Origin of the sequence: Janthinobacterium saanense (assembly GCF_014200675.1) — a bacterium.
GTDB lineage: Bacteria > Pseudomonadota > Gammaproteobacteria > Burkholderiales > Burkholderiaceae_D > Janthinobacterium.
On record NZ_JACHCI010000031.1, the window covers coordinates 14378 to 36358 of the forward strand.

A 21981-nucleotide genomic window follows, 5' to 3' on the forward strand; every position below is an offset into this window, starting at 1 on the left:
GGGCTCTTTCGGGAGCCCCAATTGCTGTTGGCGCGCCGTTTATGGCGCGCGCCATATGGCAGGCACGCCCAGCAGCCCTCATTCGGCTTCCCGTGCCTGTCCATGTCTTGAAAGCCCTGCATGATGAAAAAAATCGTCGCCATCCTCTTTGCCGCGTTGTCGCTGGCGTTGTTTGCCGCTGTGCCGGCGTTGGCGCAAAATGCCCAGGCCCCGGCGGCCAAGCAGGCTGAGCCCAGCCCTGCCATGAAAGTGGCGGTGCGCGACATGCTCGAAGCGATACAGTTTCCTGCCCTGACGCGGCAGATATTCGACCAGATGCTGCAATCGGTGCCGGCCATGATGCGCCAGGCCGCAGTGCAAAACGTCACCGGCAACGCGGACGTGAAAGAAAAGCGCCAGCAGCAGGCGCTGGCCAACGTCGAGGAAGAGATACCGCTGGCTGTCACCACGCTGACCGAGGTACTGAATGACCCGACCCTGACCGAAGAATTGCGTGCCGAGATGGTGCAACTGTATGCACGCTATTACACGGTGCAGGAAATTGAACAGCTGACGGCGTTCTACAAGACGCCGCTGGGCCGCAAGCTGCTGGCGACCATGCCGAAGCTGTCGGTCGAGTCGGTAGAGATCAGCCAGCGCGTGCTTATCCCGCGTGTTAATGCCGTGCTTGAAAAAATCATGCGGACTTCTACCGAGAAGCCCGATTAACCTTAAGCCCAGGACCGTATCGTGACGCATATTTATAACTTTTCCGCCGGCCCCGCCGTGCTGCCCAAGGAAGTGCTGGCGCAAGCCGCGGCCGAAATGCAGGACTGGCGCGGTAGCGGCATGTCGGTGATGGAGATGAGCCACCGTGGTCCTGAGTTCGTGTCCATCTACCGCCAGGCAGTGGCCGATCTGCGCGAGCTGCTGGCCGTGCCCGACAATTACAAGATATTGTTCCTGCAAGGCGGTGGCCTGGGCGAGAACGCCATCATCCCGATGAATCTGGTGGGCCACGGCGCCACCCAGCCGGCCACGGTTGATTTCGTGCACACGGGCAGCTGGTCGGGCAAGTCGATCAAGGAAGCGGCCAAGTACGCCCATGTGAACGTGGCCGCTTCGTCGCAGGCCAGCGGTTTTGCCGATGTGCCTGCGGCAGCGGATTGGAAGCTGACGCCAGGCGCCGCCTATCTGCATATCTGCACCAATGAAACCATCGATGGCGTGGAATACCAGCAGGCGCCGCAAGTGCCTGCCGGGACCACCATCGTGGCCGACATGTCCTCGCACATCCTGTCGCGCGTGATTGATGTGTCGCAATATGGTGTCATCTTCGGTGGCGCGCAAAAAAATATCGGCCCGGCCGGCCTGACGGTGGTCATCGTGCGCGAAGACTTGCTGGGCAAGGCCTTGCCGATCTGCCCGTCGGCGTTTGACTGGACCATCGTCGCCGAACATGAATCGATGTACAACACGCCGCCCACGTATTCCATCTATATCGCCGGCCTGGTTTTCCAGTGGCTGAAACGCCAGGGTGGCGTGGCGGCCATGGAACAGCGTAATATTGAGAAAGCGGCGCTGCTGTATGCGGCGCTCGATACGGACGACTTTTACCAGACCCGTGTCGCCCCCGCATACCGCTCGCGCATGACGATCCCGTTCTATCTGCGCGACGAGAGTTTGAACGATGCATTCCTGGCCGGCGCGAAGCAGCGCGGCTTGCTGCAACTGAAGGGCCACAAGTCCGTCGGCGGCATGCGTGCAGCGATTTATAACGCGATGCCGATCGAGGGTGTGCAAGCCCTGGTTGACTATTTGAACGAGTTTGCCGGACGCTGAGTCGCCATAGACGACCGCGCCGGCCCGCCGCCGGCGCAGGCCGTGCGCTTATGATTAAAATACAGCTGACGAAACAAACCCACCATGACTGACAAATTAAAACCGCTGCGTGAACAGATCGATGCGATCGACGCGCAAATCCTGGAACTGCTCAACCGCCGCGCGCTGGTCGCGCAAGCAGTGGGGCACGTGAAAGCCGAAACCCAGGCGCCCGTGTTCCGCCCCGAACGCGAAGCGCAAGTGCTGCGCGGCGTGGCCGAGCGCAATCCCGGCCCGATGGGCGACCGCGAAGTGCAAACCATCTTCCGTGAAATCATGTCGTCCTGCCGCGCGCTGGAAAAGCGCGTCACCGTCGCCTACCTGGGCCCGGCCGGCACCTTCAGCGAACAAGCCGTGTACCAGCAATTCGGTACTGCCGTCGATGGCTTGCCTTGCGCCTCCATCGATGAAGTTTTCCGCTCCACCGAGGCGGGCACGGCGGACTTCGGCGTGGTGCCGATCGAGAATTCCTCGGAAGGCGCCGTCAACCGCACCCTGGACATGATGCTGCAAACAAGCCTCATCATCAGCGGCGAAGTGGCGATTGCCGTCCACCACAGCCTGATGACGAAGAGCGGCAATATGGATGGCGTAACCGTCATCTGCGCCCATTCGCAGGCGCTGGCCCAGTGCCAGGCCTGGCTGAACCAGCACTATCCGCATATCGAACGGCGCGCCGTGGCATCGAACGCCGAAGCGGCCCGCATGGCCGGCGGCGATGCGGCGATAGCTGCGATTGCCAGCGAACTGGCCGGTACGCAGTACCAGCTGGGCGTGGTGCAAGGCCATATCCAGGACGATCCGCATAACCGTACGCGTTTTGCCGTGGTGGGCACCTTGCAGACGGCGCCGTCGGGCAAGGATCAGACCTCGCTGGTATTGGCCGTGCCGAACAAGGCGGGCGCCGTGTACCAGTTGCTGGCGCCGCTGGCGAAACATGGCGTGTCGATGACGCGCTTCGAGTCGCGCCCCGCACGCATGGGCAGCTGGGAGTATTATTTCTATGTCGATGTGGAAGGCCATGGCCAGGATGGCGCGGTGGCGCAAGCCCTGGCCGAGCTGCAGGACAACGCGGCCTTCTTCAAGGTGCTGGGGTCGTATCCGGTGAGCCTTTGACCCCGTCGAAAGCCGGGGTCGGACCCTAAGGGTCCGACCCCAGTCCTTGCTTTTGGGTTTTACCAATATCCATTAACTTAAAACTTCATCATGTCTAAAAATATCGGTCCAGAACACGTCCGCGCCATCGCTCCTTACCAGAGCGGCAAACCCATCGCGGAAGTGGCGCGTGAATTCGGCCTCGACGAGGCAAGCATCGTCAAGCTGGCCTCGAATGAAAACCCGTACGGCATGCCGGAATCGGCCAAGCAGGCGATGATCGCCGCCATCGATGACCTGGGCCGCTACCCGGACGCCAACGGCTTTGATTTGAAAGCCGTGCTGTCGAAGCGCTATGACGTGCCGGCCGACTGGATCACCTTGGGCAATGGCAGCAACGACATCCTGGAAATCGCCGCCCATGCGTTTGTCGAGCACGGCCAGTCCGTGGTGTATTCGCAGTACTCGTTTGCCGTGTACGCGCTGGCGACGCAAGGCCTGGGTGCGCGTCACCTGGTGGTGCCGGCGCAAGCGTACGGCCATGACCTGGACGCCATGGTCGCTGCGATTACGGACGACACGCGGCTGGTCTTCATCGCCAATCCGAACAACCCGACCGGTACCTTTTTGACGGCGGCGCAGCTGGAAGCGTTCCTGCAGAAAGTGCCGCAGCACGTGGTAGTGGTGCTCGATGAAGCGTACAACGAATTCCTGTCGGCCGAAGACCAATACGAGTCGACGGCCTGGGTGCGCCAGTATCCCAATCTGGTGGTGTCGCGCACCCTGTCGAAGGCCTATGGCCTGGCTGGCCTGCGCATCGGTTTTGCGATTGCCCAGCCGGTGCTGACGGATTTGATGAACCGCATCCGCCAGCCATTCAACGTCAACACGCTGGCGCAGGCGGCTGCCATCGCCGCCTTGAACGACAAGCAATTCCTGGAGAAAAGCGCGCGCAACAACGCGGCCGGCTACCAGCAATTTACCGAAGCGTTCACGGCTCTGGGTCTGGAATTCGTGCCGTCGCACGGCAATTTCGTGCTGGTGAAAGTCGGTGATGATGACGGCGCCGGTGCGCGCGTGAACCTGTCGCTGCTGCAGCAGGGCGTGATCGTGCGCCCTGTGGGTAGTTATGGCTTGCCGCAATGGCTGCGCATTTCCATCGGCCTGCCGCAGGAAAACGCCATCCTCATCGCCGCGCTGACGAAAGCGCTGGCTTGATTGTATGGCTACCCCTGTTTTCAATAAGCTTGTTATTTTTGGCGTCGGCCTGATCGGCGGCTCGTTTGCGCGCGCGCTCAAGCATATGGGCGCCGTTGGCACGGTGGTCGGCATGGGCCGTTCGCCAGCGTCGATGGCGCGCGCGCTGGAACTGGGCATCATCGATGAAATCGGCGGCGACATGGCCCAGGCCATCCACGGCGCCGACCTGGTGCTGGTGGCCGCGCCTGTGGCGCAGACGGGCGCCATCCTGGCGTCGATTGCGCCACATCTGCAGCCGGGCACCGTGGTGACGGATGCGGGCAGCACCAAGTCCGATGTGGTGGAAGCTGCGCGCGCGTCGCTAGGCGACAAGATCGCCCAGTTCGTGCCGGGCCACCCGATTGCCGGGCGCGAGACGAATGGCCCCGATGCGGCCATCATCGATCTGTATCGCGGCAAAAAAGTGGTGCTGACGCCGCTGGCGGAAAATGCCGCGTCCGACGTGGAACGCGTGGCCGCCGCCTGGCGCACCTGTGGCGCCATCATCCACGTCCTGACGCCGGCAGAACATGACAAGGTGTTTGCCGCTGTCAGCCATTTGCCGCATTTGCTGGCTTTTGCGCTGGTCGACGACATCGCCAGGAAACCGCACGCGGATTTGCTGTTTCAATACGCGGCCAGCGGTTTCCGCGACTTTACGCGCATTGCCGGCTCCTCGCCGGAAATGTGGCGCGACATCAGCCTGGCCAACCAGCCGGCCCTGCTGCAAGAACTGGACGCCTATCTGGCGCAGCTGACGGCCTTGCGGGCCAGCCTGGCCGCCGGTGACGGCGCCGCCATCGAGAACGTGTACGCGAACGCCCAGCAGGCCCGGCAGCAATGGATAGAAGCGATCGAGGCGGCCGAAATACCTGCGCCAGCCGCCTCCGCACAATAAATCATCAAGGAATCAGCATGACCCAAACCAAACAATACCCGCATCATATCGATTTGACGCCGGTGATGCATGTCGAAGGCACGGTGCGTCTGCCCGGCTCGAAAAGCATTTCCAACCGCGTGCTGCTGCTGGCCGCGCTGGCCAAGGGCACGACCAGAATCGTCGACCTGCTGGCCTCCGACGACACCTTCGTCATGCTGACGGCGTTGACCTCGCTGGGCGTGCACTGGAAGCAGGATGAAGTGATCGGCGACCCGGCTACCGCGCACCAGGTGCATCACGTGGAAGGCTGCGGCGGCGTGTTCCCGCACCACGAAGCGGACCTGTTCATGGGGAACGCCGGCACGGCGATCCGCCCATTGACGGCGGCGCTGGCCGTGATCGGCGGCGACTACACCCTGCACGGCGTGTCGCGCATGCACGAGCGCCCGATTGGCGACCTGGTCGATGCGCTGAACGCGGTCGGCGCGCAGATCGACTACACCGGCGAGCAGGGTTTCCCGCCGCTGCGCATCCGCCGTGGCCACATCCACGCGCAGCGCATCGCCGTGCGCGGCAATGTGTCCAGCCAGTTCCTCACCGCCTTGCTGATGGTGGCGCCGCTGATGGCGCGCGATCATGCCGTCACGATAGACGTGACGGGCGAACTGATCTCGAAGCCATATATCGAAATCACCCTGAACCTGATGCGCCGCTTCGGCGTGACGGTCGAGCATGACGGCTGGCAGTCGTTCACCGTGCAGCCGGGCCAGCAATATCAAAGTCCGGGCACCATCCACGTCGAAGGCGACGCCTCGTCGGCGTCCTATTTCCTGGCAGCCGGCGCGATTGGCGGCGGCCCGGTGCGCGTGGAAGGCGTGGGGCGCGACAGCATCCAGGGCGATGTGCGTTTCGTCGAAGCCTTGCAGCAAATGGGCGCGACCATCACCATGGGTGAAAACTGGATCGAAGCCCGCTCGAATGGCGTCTTGACAGCCATCGACATGGACTTCAACCATATTCCCGACGCCGCCATGACGATCGCCGTGGCCGCCCTGTATGCGGACGGCACCAGCACCTTGCGCAATATCGCCAGCTGGCGTGTCAAGGAAACCGACCGCCTGGCCGCCATGGCCACCGAGCTGCGCAAGCTGGGCGCCGAAGTGGAAGAGGGCGCGGACTACCTGCGCGTGACGCCGCCGGCCGTGATCCAGCCTGCCGCCATCGACACCTATGACGATCACCGCATGGCGATGTGTTTCTCGCTGGCATCGTTGGATGGCGTGGCCCGCCGTGGCAACGCCATGCGCATCAACGATCCGAAATGCGTGGCCAAGACCTTCCCCGAGTATTTCGCCGCGTTCGCGGGGATCGCCAAGGATAGCCTTATTTAACCGAAGGCAAATTCCGGGGTCAGTCCCGCCGGGTCTGACCCCAGCTCTACTTTGACTAATAAAACAATGTCCACATCTCACATCCCCGTCATCGCCATCGATGGCCCCACCGCTTCCGGCAAGGGCACGGTGGCGCACCGCGTTGCTGACAAGCTCGGCTTTCATTACCTCGATTCGGGCGCCCTGTACCGCTTGACCGCCCTGATGGCGATACGCCGTGGCACGGACTTGCACGACGAGCACGCGCTGGCCAAGCTGGCCGAGCACTTGCCTTGCCACTTTGCCGGTGGCGAAATCTTCCTGGCGAATGAAAACGTTACCGAGCAGATCCGTGCCGAAGTAGTCGGTAATACGGCTTCGCAGATTGCCGTATTACCAACGGTGCGCCAGGCCTTATTTGCCTTGCAATTATCTTTCCGCAAGGCGCCAGGCCTGGTGGCCGACGGGCGCGACATGGGTACGGTGATCTTTCCGCACGCGCCGCTGAAGGTGTTTCTGACGGCCAGCGTGGAGGCGCGCGCGGGCCGGCGCTACAAGCAATTGATAGACAAGGGAATTTCTGCTACTATGGAAGACCTTCTGATGGATTTGCAGGCGCGGGACGAACGTGATACTCACCGTGCGATTGCGCCGCTGGTCCCCGCAGAAGGGGCGCATGTCCTTGATACCTCGGCCATGACAGCAGATGTTGCTGTTGAAACCGTGTTGAAATGGTATGCCGCAGTAATAAAATAGCTCTGCTATGTGGTGCCCGTGACGGCTCCTGGCCAGTCCGGGTGTGTCAAAAACCTAACCCAGTTTAAGTCGCATTGTGCGATCTCTGCTGGATAACCTGTGTGAACCCTATGTCTACTGTTACAACTAACGAATCTACCGGTATGGAAAGTTTTGCTGCGCTCTTCGAGGAATCGTTGTCGCGTCAAGATATGCGCTCCGGCGAAGTTATTTCCGCTGAAGTCGTGCGCCTCGACCACAATTTCGTGATCGTGAACGCTGGCCTCAAATCCGAAGCATTCATCCCTGTCGAAGAATTCAAAAACGACCACGGCGAACTGGAAGTCAAAGTTGGTGACTTCGTTTCCGTGGCGATCGAATCGCTGGAAAATGGTTTCGGCGATACCATCCTGTCGCGCGATAAAGCCAAGCGTCTGGCTTCGTGGCTGGCTCTGGAAAAAGCGATGGAATCGGGCGAAATCGTCGTCGGTACCGTCAATGGTAAAGTCAAAGGCGGTCTGACCGTATTGACCAACGGCATCCGCGCATTCCTGCCGGGTTCGCTGGTTGACACCCGTCCTGTCAAAGACACCACCCCATTCGAAGGCAAAACCCTCGAATTCAAAGTCATCAAACTGGACCGCAAGCGTAACAACGTGGTTCTGTCCCGCCGCGCCGTCATCGAAGCTTCGATGGGCGAAGAGCGTCAGAAACTGATGGAAACGCTGAAAGAAGGCACGGTCGTGACCGGCGTCGTCAAAAATATCACCGACTACGGCGCGTTCGTGGATCTGGGCGGTATCGATGGCCTGCTGCACATCACCGACCTGGCATGGCGCCGTGTACGTCACCCGTCGGAAGTACTGACGGTTGGCCAGGAAATCACCGCCAAAGTCCTGAAATACGATCAAGAGAAAAACCGTGTTTCGCTGGGCGTGAAACAACTGGGCGACGATCCTTGGACCGGTCTGTCCCGTCGTTACCCACAAAGCACCCGTCTGTTCGGTAAAGTAACGAACCTGACCGACTACGGCGCGTTCGTTGAAGTGGAACAGGGTATCGAAGGTCTGGTACACGTTTCCGAGATGGACTGGACGAACAAAAACGTTGCTCCTAACAAAGTTGTCCAACTGGGCGACGAAGTAGAAGTAATGGTTCTGGAAATCGACGAAGAGCGTCGTCGTATCTCGCTGGGTATGAAACAGTGCAAAGCCAACCCATGGGATGACTTTGGCGTTACCCACAAGAAGGGCGATAAAGTCCGCGGCGCGATCAAATCGATCACCGACTTCGGCGTGTTCATCGGCCTGGCCGGCAACATCGACGGTCTGGTTCACTTGTCCGACCTGTCCTGGACCGAAACCGGCGAAGAAGCCGTACGTCGCTTCAAGAAAGGTGACGAACTGGAAGCCATCGTTCTGGCCATCGACGTTGAGCGCGAGCGCGTTTCCCTGGGCGTTAAGCAACTGGAAGGTGACCCATTCAACAACTTCGCAGCCATGAACGACAAAGGCTCGCTGGTAACCGGTACCGTTAAATCGGTAGAGCCTAAAGGCGCCGTGATCCAACTGTCCGAAGAAGTTGAAGGCTACCTGCGCGCTTCCGAAATCTCGCGCGACCGCGTTGAAGATGCTGGTACGCACCTGAAAGTCGGCGACACCGTTGAAGCTCTGGTACTGAACATCGACCGCAAAGCCCGTGGTATCCAACTGTCGATCAAAGCGAAAGACAACGTTGAAACCCAGGAAGCGATGCAAAAAATGGCAGCTACCGACAACAACGCAGCTTCGGGCACCACCAGCCTGGGCGCCTTGTTGAAAGCTAAGTTCGATAACAAGAACTAAGACTACGCGGATACCGGCAGATGACAAAGTCCGAGCTGATCAACCGCCTCGCTGAGCGTTATTCTCAGCTGGTGGCGAAAGATGCGGAGTATGCCGTCAAGACCATTCTCGATGCGATGACCACGGCCCTGTCGACCGGTCAGCGTATCGAGATCCGCGGTTTTGGCAGTTTTGCCCTGAACAGCAGGCCACCGCGTATCGGCCGCAACCCGAAGTCTGGCGACAAAGTGATGGTGCCCGAAAAACGGGTGCCCCATTTCAAGCCGGGCAAACAGTTGCGCGAGCGCGTGGACGCGATGGTTGGGCAACCAATCATCGAGGATTAATCGTCTGCTGGAAGGCGACATAAAGAGCGGCGTCCTTGGATGCCGCTTTTTTTTGTTAATATGCTGGGAACACCTAACCAAACCTACTGCGCGTCGCGACTTGCGGCCTGCGATGCTCACCGTACTCAAGTACGGTTGCGCTTCTCGGCCACAACTCACTGCCGCTCGCTACGGTTTTGTTAGGTGTTCCAAGTTTGTGTCGTATTGGCACTGGCAATTTTTTTGTACTTTCTGGGCGTATCGATGAAAATTATTACCACCATCGTTGGCTGTGTTCTTTTCGTCCTGTTCTTCAGTTTTGCGCTGAAGAATGCGCAGGTTGTCGACCTGCATGTTTTCCTCAATTATGAAATTCGCGGCCCCCTGGTCTTGATGCTGCTGGGCTTTTTTGTCGCCGGCGCCAGCCTGGGCGTACTGGCCTTGACGCCGACCGTGTTCCGTCATCGCCGCGAAGCGAACAAACAAAAAACCACCATTGCCGCGCTGCAAACCGTTAGCACTCCCAGCACTATCCAGCCACAGCCGGATGGCGTGAGCGCACAGGCCTGAGCGCAGGCACATTCTTACTCTTACTCGAACAAAAATAACGCATGGAATATGAACTCTGGTGGCTCTTGGGCATCCCCGTGTTTTTTGCACTGGGCTGGATCGCCGCGCGCGTAGACATCCATCAACTGGTGTCGGAATCGCGCAGCCTGCCCCGCAATTACTTCAAGGGCTTGAGTTTCCTGCTCAATGAACAGCACGACAAGGCGATCGACGCCTTTATCGAAGTGGTCAAGCTCGATCCTGAATCGGTCGATATGCACTTTGCCCTGGGTAATCTGTTCCGCCGCCGTGGCGAAACGGAGCGGGCCATCCGCGTCCATCAGAACTTGCTGGCGCGGCCAGACTTGCCGCTGGAACAGCAAGGGCACGCAGCTTACGAGCTGGGCATGGATTACCTGAAAGCAGGCTTGCTGGACCGTGCCGAAGAAACCTTTAATGGCCTGGTCGAGACGCAATATGCCGTACAGGCGCGCCGCGCGTTGCTGGAAATTTACCAGCGCGAAAAAGAATGGCCGCGCGCCATCAAGGCGGCGCAAGGCTTGCAAGAGTCGGGCGCCGGTGCTCGCCAAAAAGAAATCGCCCAGTTCTATTGTGAGCTGGCGCATGATGCGCTGGTGCATCTGAAGCCGGACGACGCCATGCCGCTGCTGGAAAAAGCGCTGGAAACGGACCGCAAGAGCGTGCGCGCCACCATCCTTACCGGTGATGTGCTGCTGGCGCGCGGCGACGTGGAAGGCGCTTTGATGACCTGGCGCCGGGTGGAGCAGCAAAGCGTGCCGCATGTGGCCCTGGTGGCGCAGCGCCTGATGGATGGCTACACGAAACTGGGCCGCCCGCAGGAAGGCGTGAACCTGCTGCGCTCCTACCTGGAAGAAGCGTCGTCTATCGATTTGATCGAAGTGGTGTTCAAGGCGGTGATCGAGCTTGATGGTGTGGATGCTGCCAAGCAACTAGTCAGCGCCGAATTGCGCCGTACGCCGACCCTGCTGGGCCTGGATAAATTGCTGGAAGCGCGCATGATGGACGCCCCGGCGGCCATCTGGTCGGAGCTGTCGATGGTGAAAAACCTGGTGCACGGCTACACGCAAAAACTGGCCCGCTACCAGTGCAGCCATTGCGGCTTCAAGGCGCGCCAGTTCTACTGGCACTGCCCGGGCTGCAACAAGTGGGAAACCTACCCACCGCGCCGTACCGAAGAACTCAATGTCATGAACTAAGCCTACCCGTCCCATGCCCCAGGCATCGGGGCGGGTACTTGTATGTAACACAGAATATTATTAACACGGCAATCCAATGAAAATCACCATTATCGGCACCGGCTATGTGGGCCTCGTTACGGGCGCTTGCCTGGCAGAACTGGGCAATGACGTCTTTTGCCTCGACCTCGACGAAAAGAAGGTCGCTCTGCTCAACAGCGGCGGCATCCCCATCCATGAGCCTGGCCTGGAAGAAGTCGTGGCGCGCAACCGCGCTGCCGGCCGCCTGCACTTTTCCACCAACGTGGAAGCCGCTGCCGCCCACGGCGTGCTGCAATTTATCGCCGTCGGCACGCCGCCCGACGAAGACGGTTCGGCCGACTTGCAATACGTGGTCGCCGCCGCCCGTGGCATCGGCAAATACATGAACGAGTACAAGGTGATCGTCGACAAGTCGACGGTGCCTGTGGGCACGGCAGAAAAAGTACGCGCCGCCATCCAGGGCGAACTGGACGCGCGTGGCGTGGGCGCTACCTTCTCGGTGGCGTCGAACCCGGAATTTCTCAAGGAAGGCGCAGCCGTCGAAGACTTCATGCGCCCGGACCGTATCGTCATCGGCGTCGACTCCACGCCCGAAGGCGAGCGCGCCCGCGATTTGCTCAAAACCCTGTACGCGCCGTTCAACCGCAACCACGAACGCACTTACTGGATGGATGTGCGCTCGGCCGAATTCACGAAATACGCGGCCAACGCCATGCTGGCCACGCGCATCTCCTTCATGAATGAACTGGCCAACCTGGCTGACAAGGTGGGTGTGGATATCGAAGCGGTGCGCCACGGCATCGGTTCGGACCCGCGCATCGGCCACAGCTTCCTGTACGCCGGCTGCGGCTACGGCGGTTCCTGCTTCCCGAAAGACGTGCAGGCGCTCGAGCGCACGGCGCGCGGCTATGGCCAGGAATTGCTGATACTGCGCGCGGTGGAAGCGGTCAACGACAAGCAAAAGCAGGTGCTGGGAGAAAAAGTGGTCAAGCGTTTCGGCGCGGATCTGTCCGGCCGGCATTTTGCCGTGTGGGGCCTGGCGTTCAAGCCCAACACGGACGATATGCGCGAAGCGTCGGCCCGCGTCTTGCTGGCCGACTTGCTGGCGCGTGGCGCCACGGTGGCGGTCTACGACCCGGTCGCCATGGCCGAAGCCAAACGCGTGCTGCAACTGGACCTGACGCCCGAGCAGCTGGCCAAGGTACGCTTTGCTGACAGCCCGCTCGATGCCTTGACCGACGCTGATGCGCTGGCCATCGTGACCGAATGGAAAGCCTTCCGCAGCCCTGATTTCGAACAGATCAAGACGCGTTTGAAGCAGGCGGTGATCTTTGACGGCCGTAACCTGTTCGAGCCGGCCGTCATGGTCGAGGCTGGTATCGAATATCACGGGATCGGTCGCTCGATCCTGACGCGCGCATGAGCGCCCGCGACATGATCGCGCCAGCGACTCTGGCAGAAGTGCGTCTGCTGGTGGTGGGCGACGTGATGCTGGACCGTTACTGGTTTGGCGACGTCAGCCGTATTTCGCCGGAAGCGCCGGTGCCCATCGTGCGCATCGAAAAGCGTGAAGAGCGCCTGGGCGGCGCCGCCAACGTGGCGCGCAATGCGGCCGCGCTGGGTGCACAGACCAGCTTGCTGGGCGTGGTGGGTGACGACGAGGCTGGCAGCCAGGTCGAGCGGCTGCTGGTCAGCGATGGCATTCACAGCTATCTGCAGCGCGACGCGGCCATTTCCACCATCATCAAGCTGCGCGTGATCGGGCGCCAGCAGCAAATGCTGCGCATCGATTTCGAGGAAGCGCCCAGCGATACGGTGTTGCGTGACAAATTAGTGCAATTCAATGCCTTGCTGCCCAACTATGATGTGGTGATCCTGTCGGACTACGCCAAGGGCAGCCTGGTGAACGTGGCCGAGATGATCAAGGCGGCCCGTGCGGCTGGCAAGATCGTCATGGTCGACCCAAAAGGCGACGATTTCTCGCGTTATGCGGGCGCGTCAGTGCTCACTCCGAACAAATCCGAATTGCGCCGCATTATCGGCAACTGGAGCACGGAAGAGCAGCTCACGCAACGCGCACAGCAGGTGCGCGCCGACCTGGGCCTGGACGCCTTGCTGCTGACCCGTTCTGAAGAAGGCATGAGCTTGTACACGGCCGATGAAGTGGTGCACATGCCCACCGATGCGCGCGAAGTGTTCGACGTTTCCGGTGCCGGCGACACGGTGATCGCCACCATGGCCGCCATGCTGGGCGCTGGCATGGGCCTGGGCGACGCCGTGCGCACGGCCAACCGCGCCGGCGGTATCGTCGTCGGCAAGCTGGGCACGGCCACCGTGACCCGCGACGAGCTGTTCCCGCAATAAACTTCCCCTCACTCTGCGCCGGATCGCTTGATCTGGCGCAGGGCCTGCTTTTCCGCACGACCTCAATCTTGTCAACCAACTCACGCTGTGGCCGTTAAAGCCATAAGGCGCTGTCCTTCCTTGCGTTCGAGTGAGCTTGAAATAATGTTGTTAACGATGTTTGACACCACTTCATGGAGAGATCATATGTTCAAGAAATTATTGCTGGCGGTCATTACCTTGATCGCGACGATGGGCTTTGCGTTTGCCCAGGTCGACGTCAACAAGGCTGACCAGGCGGCGCTCGACGGCGTCAAGGGCATCGGCCCTGTGACATCGAAGGCTATCGTGGATGAACGCGCCAAGGGCGGTCCTTTCAAGGATTGGGCCGATTTTGAAAGCAGGGTCAAAGGTGTGGGGCCGAAAAGTTCGGTAAAACTGTCGGAAGCGGGCTTGCAAGTGAATGGCCAGGCCAAGTCCGGCGCGCCAGCTGCCCCGGCTGCTGCCAAGTCCACTGCGGCCAAGGCTGCACCGAAGGCGGCGGCTGCCGCCACTGCGGCGGCGCCTGCGGTCGCTGACACCGCTGCCGCACCAGCCAAGACAGCGGCTGAAACGAAGAAAGAAGCGGCTGCTGCCAAAAAAGAAGCCAAGAAAGAGGCAAAAGCTGCCAAGGCCGCCGCTGCCGCTGCCGCCAAGAAAGATGGCACGGTGGCTGCTGCCGATGCAAAGACCCCAGCCACCGATAAAAAGTAAGTTGCTCCTGGCATGCTGCGTGGTGGTGCCGCGCAGCAGCTGTAGTTCAGGACTCACTACACCCGCACAGTACCGGCCGTGCGGGTTTTTTTATGGCCTATCGGCTTGCAAGCCTGGCGGCACATGCTCGCGCAAGGTATCGATCACCAGGCGCAGGCGCGCCGTCATGGCGCGCGACGCGGGCCAGGCCGCGTACAAGGGCATGCCCGCAGTTGCATACGGTTCCAATACCATCTGCAGACGGCCACTGGCTAGCGCGGTTTCCACCAGCCACCGGGGCAATTGCGCCAGTCCATGACCGGCCAGCGCCGCTTGGGCGACGGCTTCCAGATGGCCCAGCCGCAGCCGCGAGGTGATCGCCACGTCGCGCAGCTTTCCCTGCTGATCCTGGAATTTCCACGCTTCCGGGCGGCCATCGCGCAGCATGGCGATGCAGGCGTGCCGGTCCAGCTCATCGGGCGTGGCCGGCGCGCCGTGCTGCGCCAGGTACGCTGGCGCGGCACACACGGCCAAGTGCTGCACCCCCAACTGGCGCGCCGCCAGGTTGGCGCTGTCCTGCAATAAACCGATGCGCACGGCCAGGTCGCAGCCTTCTTCGGCAAAGTCGACGGGGCGGTTGGAAAACTGCGCCTCGATGGACAGCGCCGGATACTGCGCCGCCAGTTGCAGCAGCAGCGGCATGACCCAGTCGCGGCCCAGCAGCACGGGCACGGTGATGCGCAGCCGGCCCGCAGGCTGGCTGCGCCGCTCGGCCAGGCCCGCTTCCGCCTGCTCCAGTTCGCGCAGGGCGCGCAGGCAACTGTCGTGAAAGGCCAGTCCCTCGTCCGTCAGCGACAGGCTGCGCGTGGTGCGGTGAAACAGGCGCACGTCCAGCCTTTGCTCCAGGCGGGCCACGGCCTTGCCTACGCTGGACGGCGACATGCCCAGCTGCTGCGCGGCGCGGCTGAAGCTGCCCGCTTCGACCGCCTGCACGAAGGCGCGTATGCCGGCAAAGCGTTCATTGGAGATCATGGCGAGTCCTTGTGGTCGTTGATTCGATCATTCTAGTATCAAATGATAGGAAGGAGTGGCTTGACTGGCGCTTATCAGTCGCAGATAGAATCATCCGTCTGATCATTGAAGAGCGGAGTAGCCATGAACAACCATATCGAGAGTCGCCGCCGCTGGCTGGCCCTGGCCGGTATCGCCATCGCCAGCTTTCTCGGTTGCATCGACTTTACTATCGTCAACACCGCCATCCCGGCCATCCAGGGGCAATTGAGCGCCAGTGTGGACCAGGTGCAATGGGTGGTCACGGTGTTCGTGATGGCCTTGTCGGCCTGCATGGTGGCCGCCGGCCGCCTGGCCGACTTGCTGGGCCGGCGCCGTTTGCTGTATCTGGGCATGCTGGTGTTCGGCCTGGCCTCGCTGGGTGCGGGCCTGGCGTCTTCGATTGCCATCCTGATCGCCTGGCGTTTGGTGCAGGGCGTGGCATGCGCCGCCTTGTACACCACCTCGGCGGCCATCGTCGCCCATGCATTTCCGGAAAGCGAACGGGGCAGGGCGCTGGGCCTGCTATTTGCCGCCAATGGCCTGGGCCTGGCCGTTGGCCCCGTGGCGGGTGGTTTGCTGGTAGCCAGCCTGGGCTGGCGTTCCGTGTTCCTGCTTAACGTGCCCTTGATCGTCATCGCCTTCATGCTGTGCCTGGGCCGGGTGGCGGAATCGCGCGGCGAAGAAGGACGGCAGCGCTTTGACGCGGCGGGTTTTGTCTTGCTGGCATTGGCCTTGCCGTGTCTGCTGCTGGCCATCGGCCAGGGCGGGTCATGGGGCTGGACCTCGCTTGCCACGGTGGGTACGGCTGGCCTGGCGCTGGTCTTGCTGCTGGCCTTTGTGTGGGTAGAACGCATGGTGGCCGTGCCCTTGCTGCAAATGACCTTATTCGCGAATGGCCGCTTCTTGCTGGCCAGCCTGGCAAACTTTTCGCTGGCCTTTTTTTATTGCGCCGCCTTCTTCTTGCTGCCCCTGTATCTGGGCGAAGTGCGTGGACAGGGCAGCAGCCAGATCGGCTGGCTGCTGTTGCCGATCACGGCCGTGATGGCGCTGGTATCGCCGCAGGCAGGCCGCGCCGCAGACCGTTTTGGCACGGCGCCGCTGCTGGCGGCAGGTTTCGTGTTCCTGACGCTGTCGGCCGCCATGCAGGCCGCTTTTGTGCAAGATAGCAGCTGGACCTGGGTGGTGGTGGCGCTGGCCTGCATGGGCATAGGCTGGGGTTGTATTTTGGGGCCGGCCACGGTGGCGGCGCTGGCGTCTGTTCCACCGCAGCTGGCTGGCGTGGCCATGGGCGCCGCCTGGACCTTGCACAATGTGGGCGCGGCGCTGGGGCTGACGATCGCCACCGTCGTGTTCCAGGCAGCAGGCGGCAAGACAGCCTTTTTATTGGGTTTTCAAGCCGCCTTCTGGCTGCTGCTTATGCTCAGTCTGCTGACTCTGGCTTGTTTGCTGCCGGGGCTGTGGCAGGCGCGGGGCGCCAGGGCGCCAGCAACTGGCCAGCCAGGCTGACCGGCATTTCTGCCTCGATGCCGCAGGCGCTGGGCCATGCACGCGGCAAGTGGTGCGTGCCGAAGAGGCGGTCCAGCACCGGCAGGGTGGACGCGTAGTTGCGGTTGATATGGTCGTATTTGCTATGATGCCAGTGATGGAAGGCGGGCGTGGCCACCAGCCATTCCAGCGGGCCGAAGCGCCAGCGCAGGTTGGCGTGGATAAAGAAGCCCCACACTGTGCCGACCAGTAACAGCAGCACGGGCGCCGCGCTGCCGGCCGCGCCGGGACCGGCCAGGCCCAGCAGATATAAAGGCGTCAGACCAAACAAACGCGTGACGATCATGTCCACTGGATGGGTGCGCGTATTGGCCAGGAAATACAGGTGTTCGGTGCTGTGGTGGACGGCGTGAAAGCGCCACAGCCATGGGATTTCATGGCTGAGCCTATGTCCCCAGTAAGTACCGACTTCGCCGATCAGCAAGCCCAGCAGAAGCTTGGCCCACAGCGGCAGGCCGGCCAGGGTGGCGGGGACGGCTTCCGGCAGCAAGCGTTGTCCGGCTACCGCGATCAGCGCCAGGGGCACGGCCAGCAAGATGGCCGGCAGCAGGCTGCTGAGGAAATAAAAGCCCAGGTCGCTGAACAGTTCGCTTTTCGAGCGTCCCGCGTGGCGCTGGCCGAAAAAGCGCTCCAGCGGCACGAACAGCAAAGTCAGCACCACCAGCCACAGGCTCAGGCGCACCACATCCACGGCCAGGCCGGGCAGGTGTTGTTGTATCGATTGCAGCAAGCTCATGGGATGGTGGTGGAAGATCAATGTAAAAAATCCGGACGGGCTAAGCCGGTCCGGATCTCATCAATACAGCAAACGATCAGGCTGCGTTGTTACGGCGGCGGCGCGCCATAAAGCCCAGCAAGCCCAGGCCACCGAGCAGCATGCCCCAGGTCGATGGTTCCGGCACGGCAGATACCAGCGATACGCCGTCGAGCAGCATGAATGGTGGCGCGCCCGTCGGGCCGCCCTTGGCCATGAAGGACAGCACTTCGCTGCTGCTGTTGGCCGTGAAGGTCATGCTGGCTTGATTCCAGCCCGTAAAGCCCTTGCTGGCGTTGCTCAGTACGGTAGTTTGCTGCGATTGATTGCCCAGCGACACATCCCAGTAATTGATCGGGTTGGCGCCTGTGAAACCCACTTGCTGGGCTGCTGCGTACGAGAAGCTCAGGGTATAGGATTGACCGGCGACCAGGCCGCTCACTTGTTGCGTGATAGGCGCAGGGAAATAATCCCAGTCGGCGGCGACGAAATTGCCGCCCGTCGGGCTGTTGGTCAAGCCGTTTTGCGGACCATTGCCGTTGTAGGAATTCGGGCCCCACAAGGTCAGGCCGTTCGAGCCCGTGGTGTCGGCCGTGTTGGCGCCAAACACAAAGTTGTAGCCCTGGGTCGACCAGTCGGTCAGTTGCGTGCGGTTGGCGCTCGTGTTGCCATCAGCACCCAGCTGTTTCGAGGTGCCGTTGGTGGTTTGTTCGAAATCGCCGTTCTTGACGAGGTTGACGCTATCGGCTTGAGCAGCCGATGCGCTGAAGAATGCCGTTGCGGCCAATGCCAGCAGAATAGATTTACGCATGAAAAGCTCCAATATGGACAGGTTGGGTAACAGACTGTCGGCGAGCTTTTTGGCCAACGGGATGATACGGCACCGCGTGGGTGGGTGTATCGAATTCTGTTTGTTAGTATTAGTGTGACAACTATTATGTCTTCTTGGTCAGATTATAGCAGCGTTTGATAAATGAATATGTGAAATATCTTGGAAACAACAAAAATTTAATATTGATAATATTTTCAAGTTTACGGTTTTGCCATGTACATGCTGTGATTCGTTGCTTCATGGCATCAAAATGGCGTATTTTGGTGTCATCTATCACGCGGCTGTGGCTGGAAATGCGAGAATGTCCAGCTAATAACAATCAGGAGAGCAGTCTAATGTTGCATATATTGACGGGAATGACGGCGGCCATGTTGGCCGCTGGCGTGGTGGCAGCCCCAGCCCCGGCGGCTGACAAGTTGCAGCCGGAAATCGCGCAGATCGTGGCCGGTATTTCGCCGCAGCGCATCGAAGCGCATGTGCGCAAGCTGGTCAGTTTCCAGACGCGCCACACCATGTCCGATACGGTGTCCGACACGCAAGGCATCGGTGCAGCGCGGCGCTGGATCAAGGCGGAACTCGAGCACTGCGGCGCGCAGGCGGGCGGACGCCTGCAAGTGGCTTTCGACAGCCATATCGCACCGGTGTCGAAGCGTATTTCCCGTCCCACGGAAATCGTCAACGTGGTGGCGACCTTGCCGGGCAGTCAGCCGCAATCGGCTGAACGCATCTATGTCGTGAGTGGCCACTATGACTCGCGCGCCACGGATGTGATGGACGCCACCAGCGACGCGCCGGGCGCCAATGACGACGCCTCGGGCACGGCCGCCGTGATCGAAATGGCCTGCGTGATGGCGCAGCACAAATTTGACGCTACCCTGGTGTTCATGACGGTGGCGGCGGAAGAACAGGGCTTGCTGGGTTCTGGCCACTGGGCGGAACAGGCGAAACTGAAAAAGCTCAATATCGCAGGCATGCTCAACAATGACATCATCGGCAGCTCGCGCGCCGACGACGGCACCGTCGATGGCGGCCAGGTGCGCCTGTTTGCCGAAGGCATCCCGGCAGTCAAGGAAATGAGCGATGGCGTGCGCGGCCTGGTGGCGACCGGTGGCGAAAACGATTCCATCTCGCGCCAGCTGGCGCGCCACGTGAAGCAGGTGGGCGAGCGCTATGTGCCCGGTTTCCAGGTCAATGTGATACAGCGCGCCGACCGCTATCTGCGCGGTGGCGACCATATGCCTTTCCTGGCGCAGGGCTATGCCGCCCTGCGCTTCACGGAACCGCACGAGGATTTTGCGCACCAGCATCAAAACGTGCGGGTGCAAGATGGCAAGCAGTATGGCGATTTGCCGCAATTCGTCGATTATGACTACGTGGCCAAGGTGGCGCGTGTGAATGCGGCGGCGCTGGCCTCGCTGGCCCTGGCGCCGGTGGCGCCGAGTGGCGTGCAGGTGCGTACGGCCCAGCTGGAAAACGATACCTCGCTGGTCTGGCAGCCCAACACGGAACCTGACCTGGCCGGCTACCGCGTGGTCTGGCGCGCCACCACCGCCGACCAGTGGCAGGGTGCGCAAGACGTGGGCAATGTCACGCAGGCGAAGATCAAGCTATCGAAAGATAATTATTTCTTTGGCGTCCAGGCGATCGACAAGGATGGCAACGTCAGCGTGGCAAGCTATCCCACGCCTTTGCGCAATTAATTAGTCAGGCGGTACCGGCAGGGAGCTTGGCCAGAAATCCATGAATTTGGGATACGACAGCCGCTCCCTCGCCGACGGCCGCCGCCACGCGCTTGGTCGAGCCGGCGCGCACGTCGCCGATGGCGAAGACGCCCGGCACGCTGGTTTCCAGGGCGGCCCGTTCCGGCAAATTGTCGTCGCGGGTGTCGCCGGCGCGGATGCGGGCGCGGCATTCCTCGCGCGTCACGTCAAAGCCCGTGCGGATAAAACCCTGTTCATCGACGGCCACGGCGCAGCCGTGCAGCCAGTCCGTGTTCGGATCGGCGCCGACGAACAGGAAGACGCGGCGCACCGCGTAATCGTCTTCCTTGTCCGTCTGGTTGTTGCGCCAGCGCACGCTCGTCAAGCCATCGTCATCGCCTTCAAGCGCGATGATTTCCGTGTGCGCGTGTACGCTGATATTGGCCGTGGCGGTGATGCGCTCGATCAGATAGCTCGACATGCTGGCCGCCAGGCTGGGACCGCGTATCACCACATGTACACGGCTGGCGTGGCCGGAAAGAAAGACTGCCGCCTGGCCGGCCGAGTTGCCGCCGCCCACCAGCACGATTTCTTCCTGCTTGCACAGCTTGGCCTCGATCGGCGAAGCCCAGTAATACACGCCCCGTCCCTCATAGGTTTTCAGGTTGGCCAGCGAAGGGCGGCGGTAGCGTGCGCCACAAGACAGCACCACCGTGCGGGCGCGCACCGTGGTGCCATCGGTCAAGGTCAGGCGCAGCGGCCAGCTGTCGCATTGCAGCTTGGCGGCGCTGGCCGGGGTGGCGATCTCGACGCCGAATTTCTGCGCCTGCACAAAGGCGCGGCCAGCCAGGGCGCGGCCGGAAATACCTGTTGGAAAGCCCAGATAGTTTTCGATGCGCGCGCTGGCGCCCGCCTGGCCGCCATACGCCCGTTGTTCCAGCGCCAGCACGGACAAGCCTTCGGACGCCGCATACACGGCCGTGGCCAGGCCCGATGGTCCGGCGCCCACCACCAGCACGTCAAAGATGCGGTCGCCCGACAAGTCGGGCAGCATGCCCAGGCAGCGCCCCAGTTCCGCGTGCGTGGGGTTTTTCATGACATTGCCATCGGGACACACCACCAGCGGCCATTCCGGCGGCGTGCCCTGGTAGCGTTCGACCAGCGCAGCGGCGGCCGCATCCTGGGCCGGATCGAGCACCGTGTGCGGATGGCCATTGCTCGACAAGAAACTTTGCATGTGGAACAGATTGCCATTGCCACGCGGGCCGACCAGCACCGGGCCGCCCGAATTGACTTCGATCAAGCCCACGCGGCGCAGTATCAGGGCGCGCACGATGCGCTCGCCCAGTTCCGCCTCGGCCACCACCAGCGCGCGCAGCGATTCCGAGCTGATGATCAGCACTTCCACATTGCCCACGGCATGGCCGTTGACGAGGGCGGGCCGTCCCGACAGTTGCGCCACTTCGGCAACAAACTGGCCGGGCGTCAATTCGCTCATGGGCGAGGTCTTGCCCAGGCCTTCGTGGCGGCTGATGGCCACCCTGCCTGACAGGATGACGAGCATGCCAAAGTCGCTGCTGCCGGCCTTGAACATGCTGGCGCCATCGGCGTAGCAGGCGCGGTGGCCGAAACGTTCCAGGCGGCGCAGTTCGGCGGCGCTGAAAATCGGCAAGATCTGGTGGCGGCGGCTGGCCAGTTCGGCGGCGCGGGTGGGGACGGCGTCGTCCGGCGTGATCTCGGGAATGAATTCAGGTGTGTTGCTGGCCATGGCAAGTCCGTTAAGCGAATAAGCAAATAACTAAAATAACTAAAGTGGCGAGTCTGGCGCATGCGTGCGCGCCATGTGTCGATTGTACTCGCCGCTGCCCGTAAAACGGCAACAATGG

General features: G+C 61.4%; 20 protein-coding genes. 16 read left to right on the forward strand and 4 right to left on the reverse strand.

Going from position 1 to position 21981, the window contains the following annotated elements; genetic code table 11:
- The first annotated feature begins 120 nt into the window (after positions 1-120).
- The 14 genes from HDE72_RS26355 (at position 121) to HDE72_RS26420 (ending at position 14232) form a co-directional block, all read left to right on the forward strand.
- Positions 121-708 (forward strand): DUF2059 domain-containing protein, encoded by a 588-nt coding sequence (locus HDE72_RS26355; protein WP_183748294.1) that lies wholly within the window; start codon positions 121-123, stop codon positions 706-708.
- Between the two features lie 21 nt (positions 709-729).
- Positions 730-1821, forward strand: coding sequence for a 3-phosphoserine/phosphohydroxythreonine transaminase (gene serC / locus HDE72_RS26360; protein ID WP_183748296.1), 1092 nt, complete (start codon positions 730-732; stop codon positions 1819-1821).
- Positions 1822-1905: 84 nt separating this feature from the next.
- On the forward strand, positions 1906-2976 hold the full coding sequence (gene pheA / locus HDE72_RS26365) for a prephenate dehydratase (protein ID WP_183748298.1): 1071 nt from the start codon (positions 1906-1908) through the stop codon (positions 2974-2976).
- A 90-nt stretch (positions 2977-3066) separates the two neighbouring features.
- The gene (hisC, locus tag HDE72_RS26370) at positions 3067-4173 is read left to right on the forward strand and encodes a histidinol-phosphate transaminase (protein WP_183748300.1); all 1107 of its coding nucleotides are present in this window, start codon (positions 3067-3069) and stop codon (positions 4171-4173) included.
- Between the two features lie 4 nt (positions 4174-4177).
- Entirely contained in the window at positions 4178-5092 is a 915-nt protein-coding gene (locus tag HDE72_RS26375) for a prephenate dehydrogenase (protein ID WP_183748302.1), read from the forward strand.
- Positions 5093-5109: 17 nt separating this feature from the next.
- Positions 5110-6465 carry a 3-phosphoshikimate 1-carboxyvinyltransferase gene (gene aroA / locus HDE72_RS26380; protein ID WP_183748304.1) on the forward strand — a complete coding sequence of 452 codons (1356 nt, stop codon included), beginning with the start codon at positions 5110-5112 and terminating at the stop codon, positions 6463-6465.
- Between the two features lie 66 nt (positions 6466-6531).
- The gene (cmk, locus tag HDE72_RS26385) at positions 6532-7200 is read left to right on the forward strand and encodes a (d)CMP kinase (protein ID WP_183748306.1); all 669 of its coding nucleotides are present in this window, start codon (positions 6532-6534) and stop codon (positions 7198-7200) included.
- A 110-nt stretch (positions 7201-7310) separates the two neighbouring features.
- Complete coding sequence (gene rpsA / locus HDE72_RS26390) at positions 7311-9023, forward strand: 30S ribosomal protein S1 (protein WP_183678411.1); 1713 nt, start codon at positions 7311-7313, stop codon at positions 9021-9023.
- A 20-nt stretch (positions 9024-9043) separates the two neighbouring features.
- Positions 9044-9349: an integration host factor subunit beta gene (locus HDE72_RS26395; protein ID WP_183678410.1), complete on the forward strand. Its 306-nt coding sequence runs from the start codon at positions 9044-9046 to the stop codon at positions 9347-9349.
- A 243-nt stretch (positions 9350-9592) separates the two neighbouring features.
- Entirely contained in the window at positions 9593-9898 is a 306-nt protein-coding gene (locus HDE72_RS26400) for a LapA family protein (protein WP_183748308.1), read from the forward strand.
- Between the two features lie 41 nt (positions 9899-9939).
- Positions 9940-11115: a lipopolysaccharide assembly protein LapB gene (lapB, locus tag HDE72_RS26405; protein WP_183748310.1), complete on the forward strand. Its 1176-nt coding sequence runs from the start codon at positions 9940-9942 to the stop codon at positions 11113-11115.
- A 76-nt stretch (positions 11116-11191) separates the two neighbouring features.
- Positions 11192-12559 carry a UDP-glucose dehydrogenase family protein gene (locus HDE72_RS26410; RefSeq protein ID WP_183748313.1) on the forward strand — a complete coding sequence of 456 codons (1368 nt, stop codon included), beginning with the start codon at positions 11192-11194 and terminating at the stop codon, positions 12557-12559.
- The gene (gene rfaE1 / locus HDE72_RS26415; protein ID WP_183748315.1) at positions 12556-13500 is read left to right on the forward strand and encodes a D-glycero-beta-D-manno-heptose-7-phosphate kinase; all 945 of its coding nucleotides are present in this window, start codon (positions 12556-12558) and stop codon (positions 13498-13500) included. The genes HDE72_RS26410 and rfaE1 overlap by 4 nt, the downstream gene beginning before the upstream one ends.
- A gap of 186 nt (positions 13501-13686) precedes the next feature.
- Complete coding sequence (locus tag HDE72_RS26420; protein WP_183748317.1) at positions 13687-14232, forward strand: ComEA family DNA-binding protein; 546 nt, start codon at positions 13687-13689, stop codon at positions 14230-14232.
- Positions 14233-14322: 90 nt separating this feature from the next.
- Here HDE72_RS26420 and HDE72_RS26425 read toward each other — a convergent pair whose 3' ends face one another.
- The gene (locus HDE72_RS26425; RefSeq protein ID WP_183748319.1) at positions 14323-15243 is read right to left on the reverse strand and encodes a LysR family transcriptional regulator; all 921 of its coding nucleotides are present in this window, start codon (positions 15241-15243) and stop codon (positions 14323-14325) included.
- A gap of 123 nt (positions 15244-15366) precedes the next feature.
- Between HDE72_RS26425 and HDE72_RS26430 the strand changes: the two genes are divergently transcribed.
- A complete protein-coding gene (locus HDE72_RS26430; protein ID WP_183748321.1) occupies positions 15367-16770 on the forward strand; it encodes a DHA2 family efflux MFS transporter permease subunit in 1404 nt (467 codons plus the stop codon).
- Here the strand turns inward: HDE72_RS26430 and HDE72_RS26435 are convergent.
- Complete coding sequence (locus tag HDE72_RS26435; protein WP_183748323.1) at positions 16685-17545, reverse strand: sterol desaturase family protein; 861 nt, start codon at positions 17543-17545, stop codon at positions 16685-16687. The genes HDE72_RS26430 and HDE72_RS26435 overlap by 86 nt on opposite strands.
- 76 nt (positions 17546-17621) lie before the next feature.
- Entirely contained in the window at positions 17622-18374 is a 753-nt protein-coding gene (locus tag HDE72_RS26440) for an FxDxF family PEP-CTERM protein (protein WP_183748325.1), read from the reverse strand.
- A gap of 356 nt (positions 18375-18730) precedes the next feature.
- On the opposite strand from HDE72_RS26440, the gene HDE72_RS26445 reads away from it, so the two are divergent.
- Positions 18731-20095, forward strand: a complete 1365-nt coding sequence (locus HDE72_RS26445; protein WP_183748327.1) for a M20/M25/M40 family metallo-hydrolase — start codon at positions 18731-18733, stop codon at positions 20093-20095.
- Positions 20096-20099: 4 nt separating this feature from the next.
- Here HDE72_RS26445 and HDE72_RS26450 read toward each other — a convergent pair whose 3' ends face one another.
- On the reverse strand, positions 20100-21863 hold the full coding sequence (locus HDE72_RS26450) for an FAD-dependent oxidoreductase (RefSeq protein ID WP_183748329.1): 1764 nt from the start codon (positions 21861-21863) through the stop codon (positions 20100-20102).
- Positions 21864-21981: the final 118 nt, after the last annotated feature.

Coding starts and splice junctions, on each gene's coding strand:
- HDE72_RS26355 (WP_183748294.1), top strand. CDS start 121: ATGATGAAAAAAATCGTCGCCATCCTCTTTGCCGCGTTGTCGCTGGCG.
- pheA (WP_183748298.1), top strand. CDS start 1,906: ATGACTGACAAATTAAAACCGCTGCGTGAACAGATCGATGCGATCGAC.
- hisC (WP_183748300.1), top strand. CDS start 3,067: ATGTCTAAAAATATCGGTCCAGAACACGTCCGCGCCATCGCTCCTTAC.
- HDE72_RS26375 (WP_183748302.1), top strand. CDS start 4,178: ATGGCTACCCCTGTTTTCAATAAGCTTGTTATTTTTGGCGTCGGCCTG.
- aroA (WP_183748304.1), top strand. CDS start 5,110: ATGACCCAAACCAAACAATACCCGCATCATATCGATTTGACGCCGGTG.
- cmk (WP_183748306.1), top strand. CDS start 6,532: ATGTCCACATCTCACATCCCCGTCATCGCCATCGATGGCCCCACCGCT.
- rpsA (WP_183678411.1), top strand. CDS start 7,311: ATGTCTACTGTTACAACTAACGAATCTACCGGTATGGAAAGTTTTGCT.
- HDE72_RS26395 (WP_183678410.1), top strand. CDS start 9,044: ATGACAAAGTCCGAGCTGATCAACCGCCTCGCTGAGCGTTATTCTCAG.
- HDE72_RS26400 (WP_183748308.1), top strand. CDS start 9,593: ATGAAAATTATTACCACCATCGTTGGCTGTGTTCTTTTCGTCCTGTTC.
- lapB (WP_183748310.1), top strand. CDS start 9,940: ATGGAATATGAACTCTGGTGGCTCTTGGGCATCCCCGTGTTTTTTGCA.
- HDE72_RS26410 (WP_183748313.1), top strand. CDS start 11,192: ATGAAAATCACCATTATCGGCACCGGCTATGTGGGCCTCGTTACGGGC.
- rfaE1 (WP_183748315.1), top strand. CDS start 12,556: ATGAGCGCCCGCGACATGATCGCGCCAGCGACTCTGGCAGAAGTGCGT.
- HDE72_RS26420 (WP_183748317.1), top strand. CDS start 13,687: ATGTTCAAGAAATTATTGCTGGCGGTCATTACCTTGATCGCGACGATG.
- HDE72_RS26425 (WP_183748319.1), bottom strand. CDS start 15,243: ATGATCTCCAATGAACGCTTTGCCGGCATACGCGCCTTCGTGCAGGCG.
- HDE72_RS26430 (WP_183748321.1), top strand. CDS start 15,367: ATGAACAACCATATCGAGAGTCGCCGCCGCTGGCTGGCCCTGGCCGGT.
- HDE72_RS26435 (WP_183748323.1), bottom strand. CDS start 17,545: ATGAGCTTGCTGCAATCGATACAACAACACCTGCCCGGCCTGGCCGTG.
- HDE72_RS26440 (WP_183748325.1), bottom strand. CDS start 18,374: ATGCGTAAATCTATTCTGCTGGCATTGGCCGCAACGGCATTCTTCAGC.
- HDE72_RS26445 (WP_183748327.1), top strand. CDS start 18,731: ATGTTGCATATATTGACGGGAATGACGGCGGCCATGTTGGCCGCTGGC.
- HDE72_RS26450 (WP_183748329.1), bottom strand. CDS start 21,863: ATGGCCAGCAACACACCTGAATTCATTCCCGAGATCACGCCGGACGAC.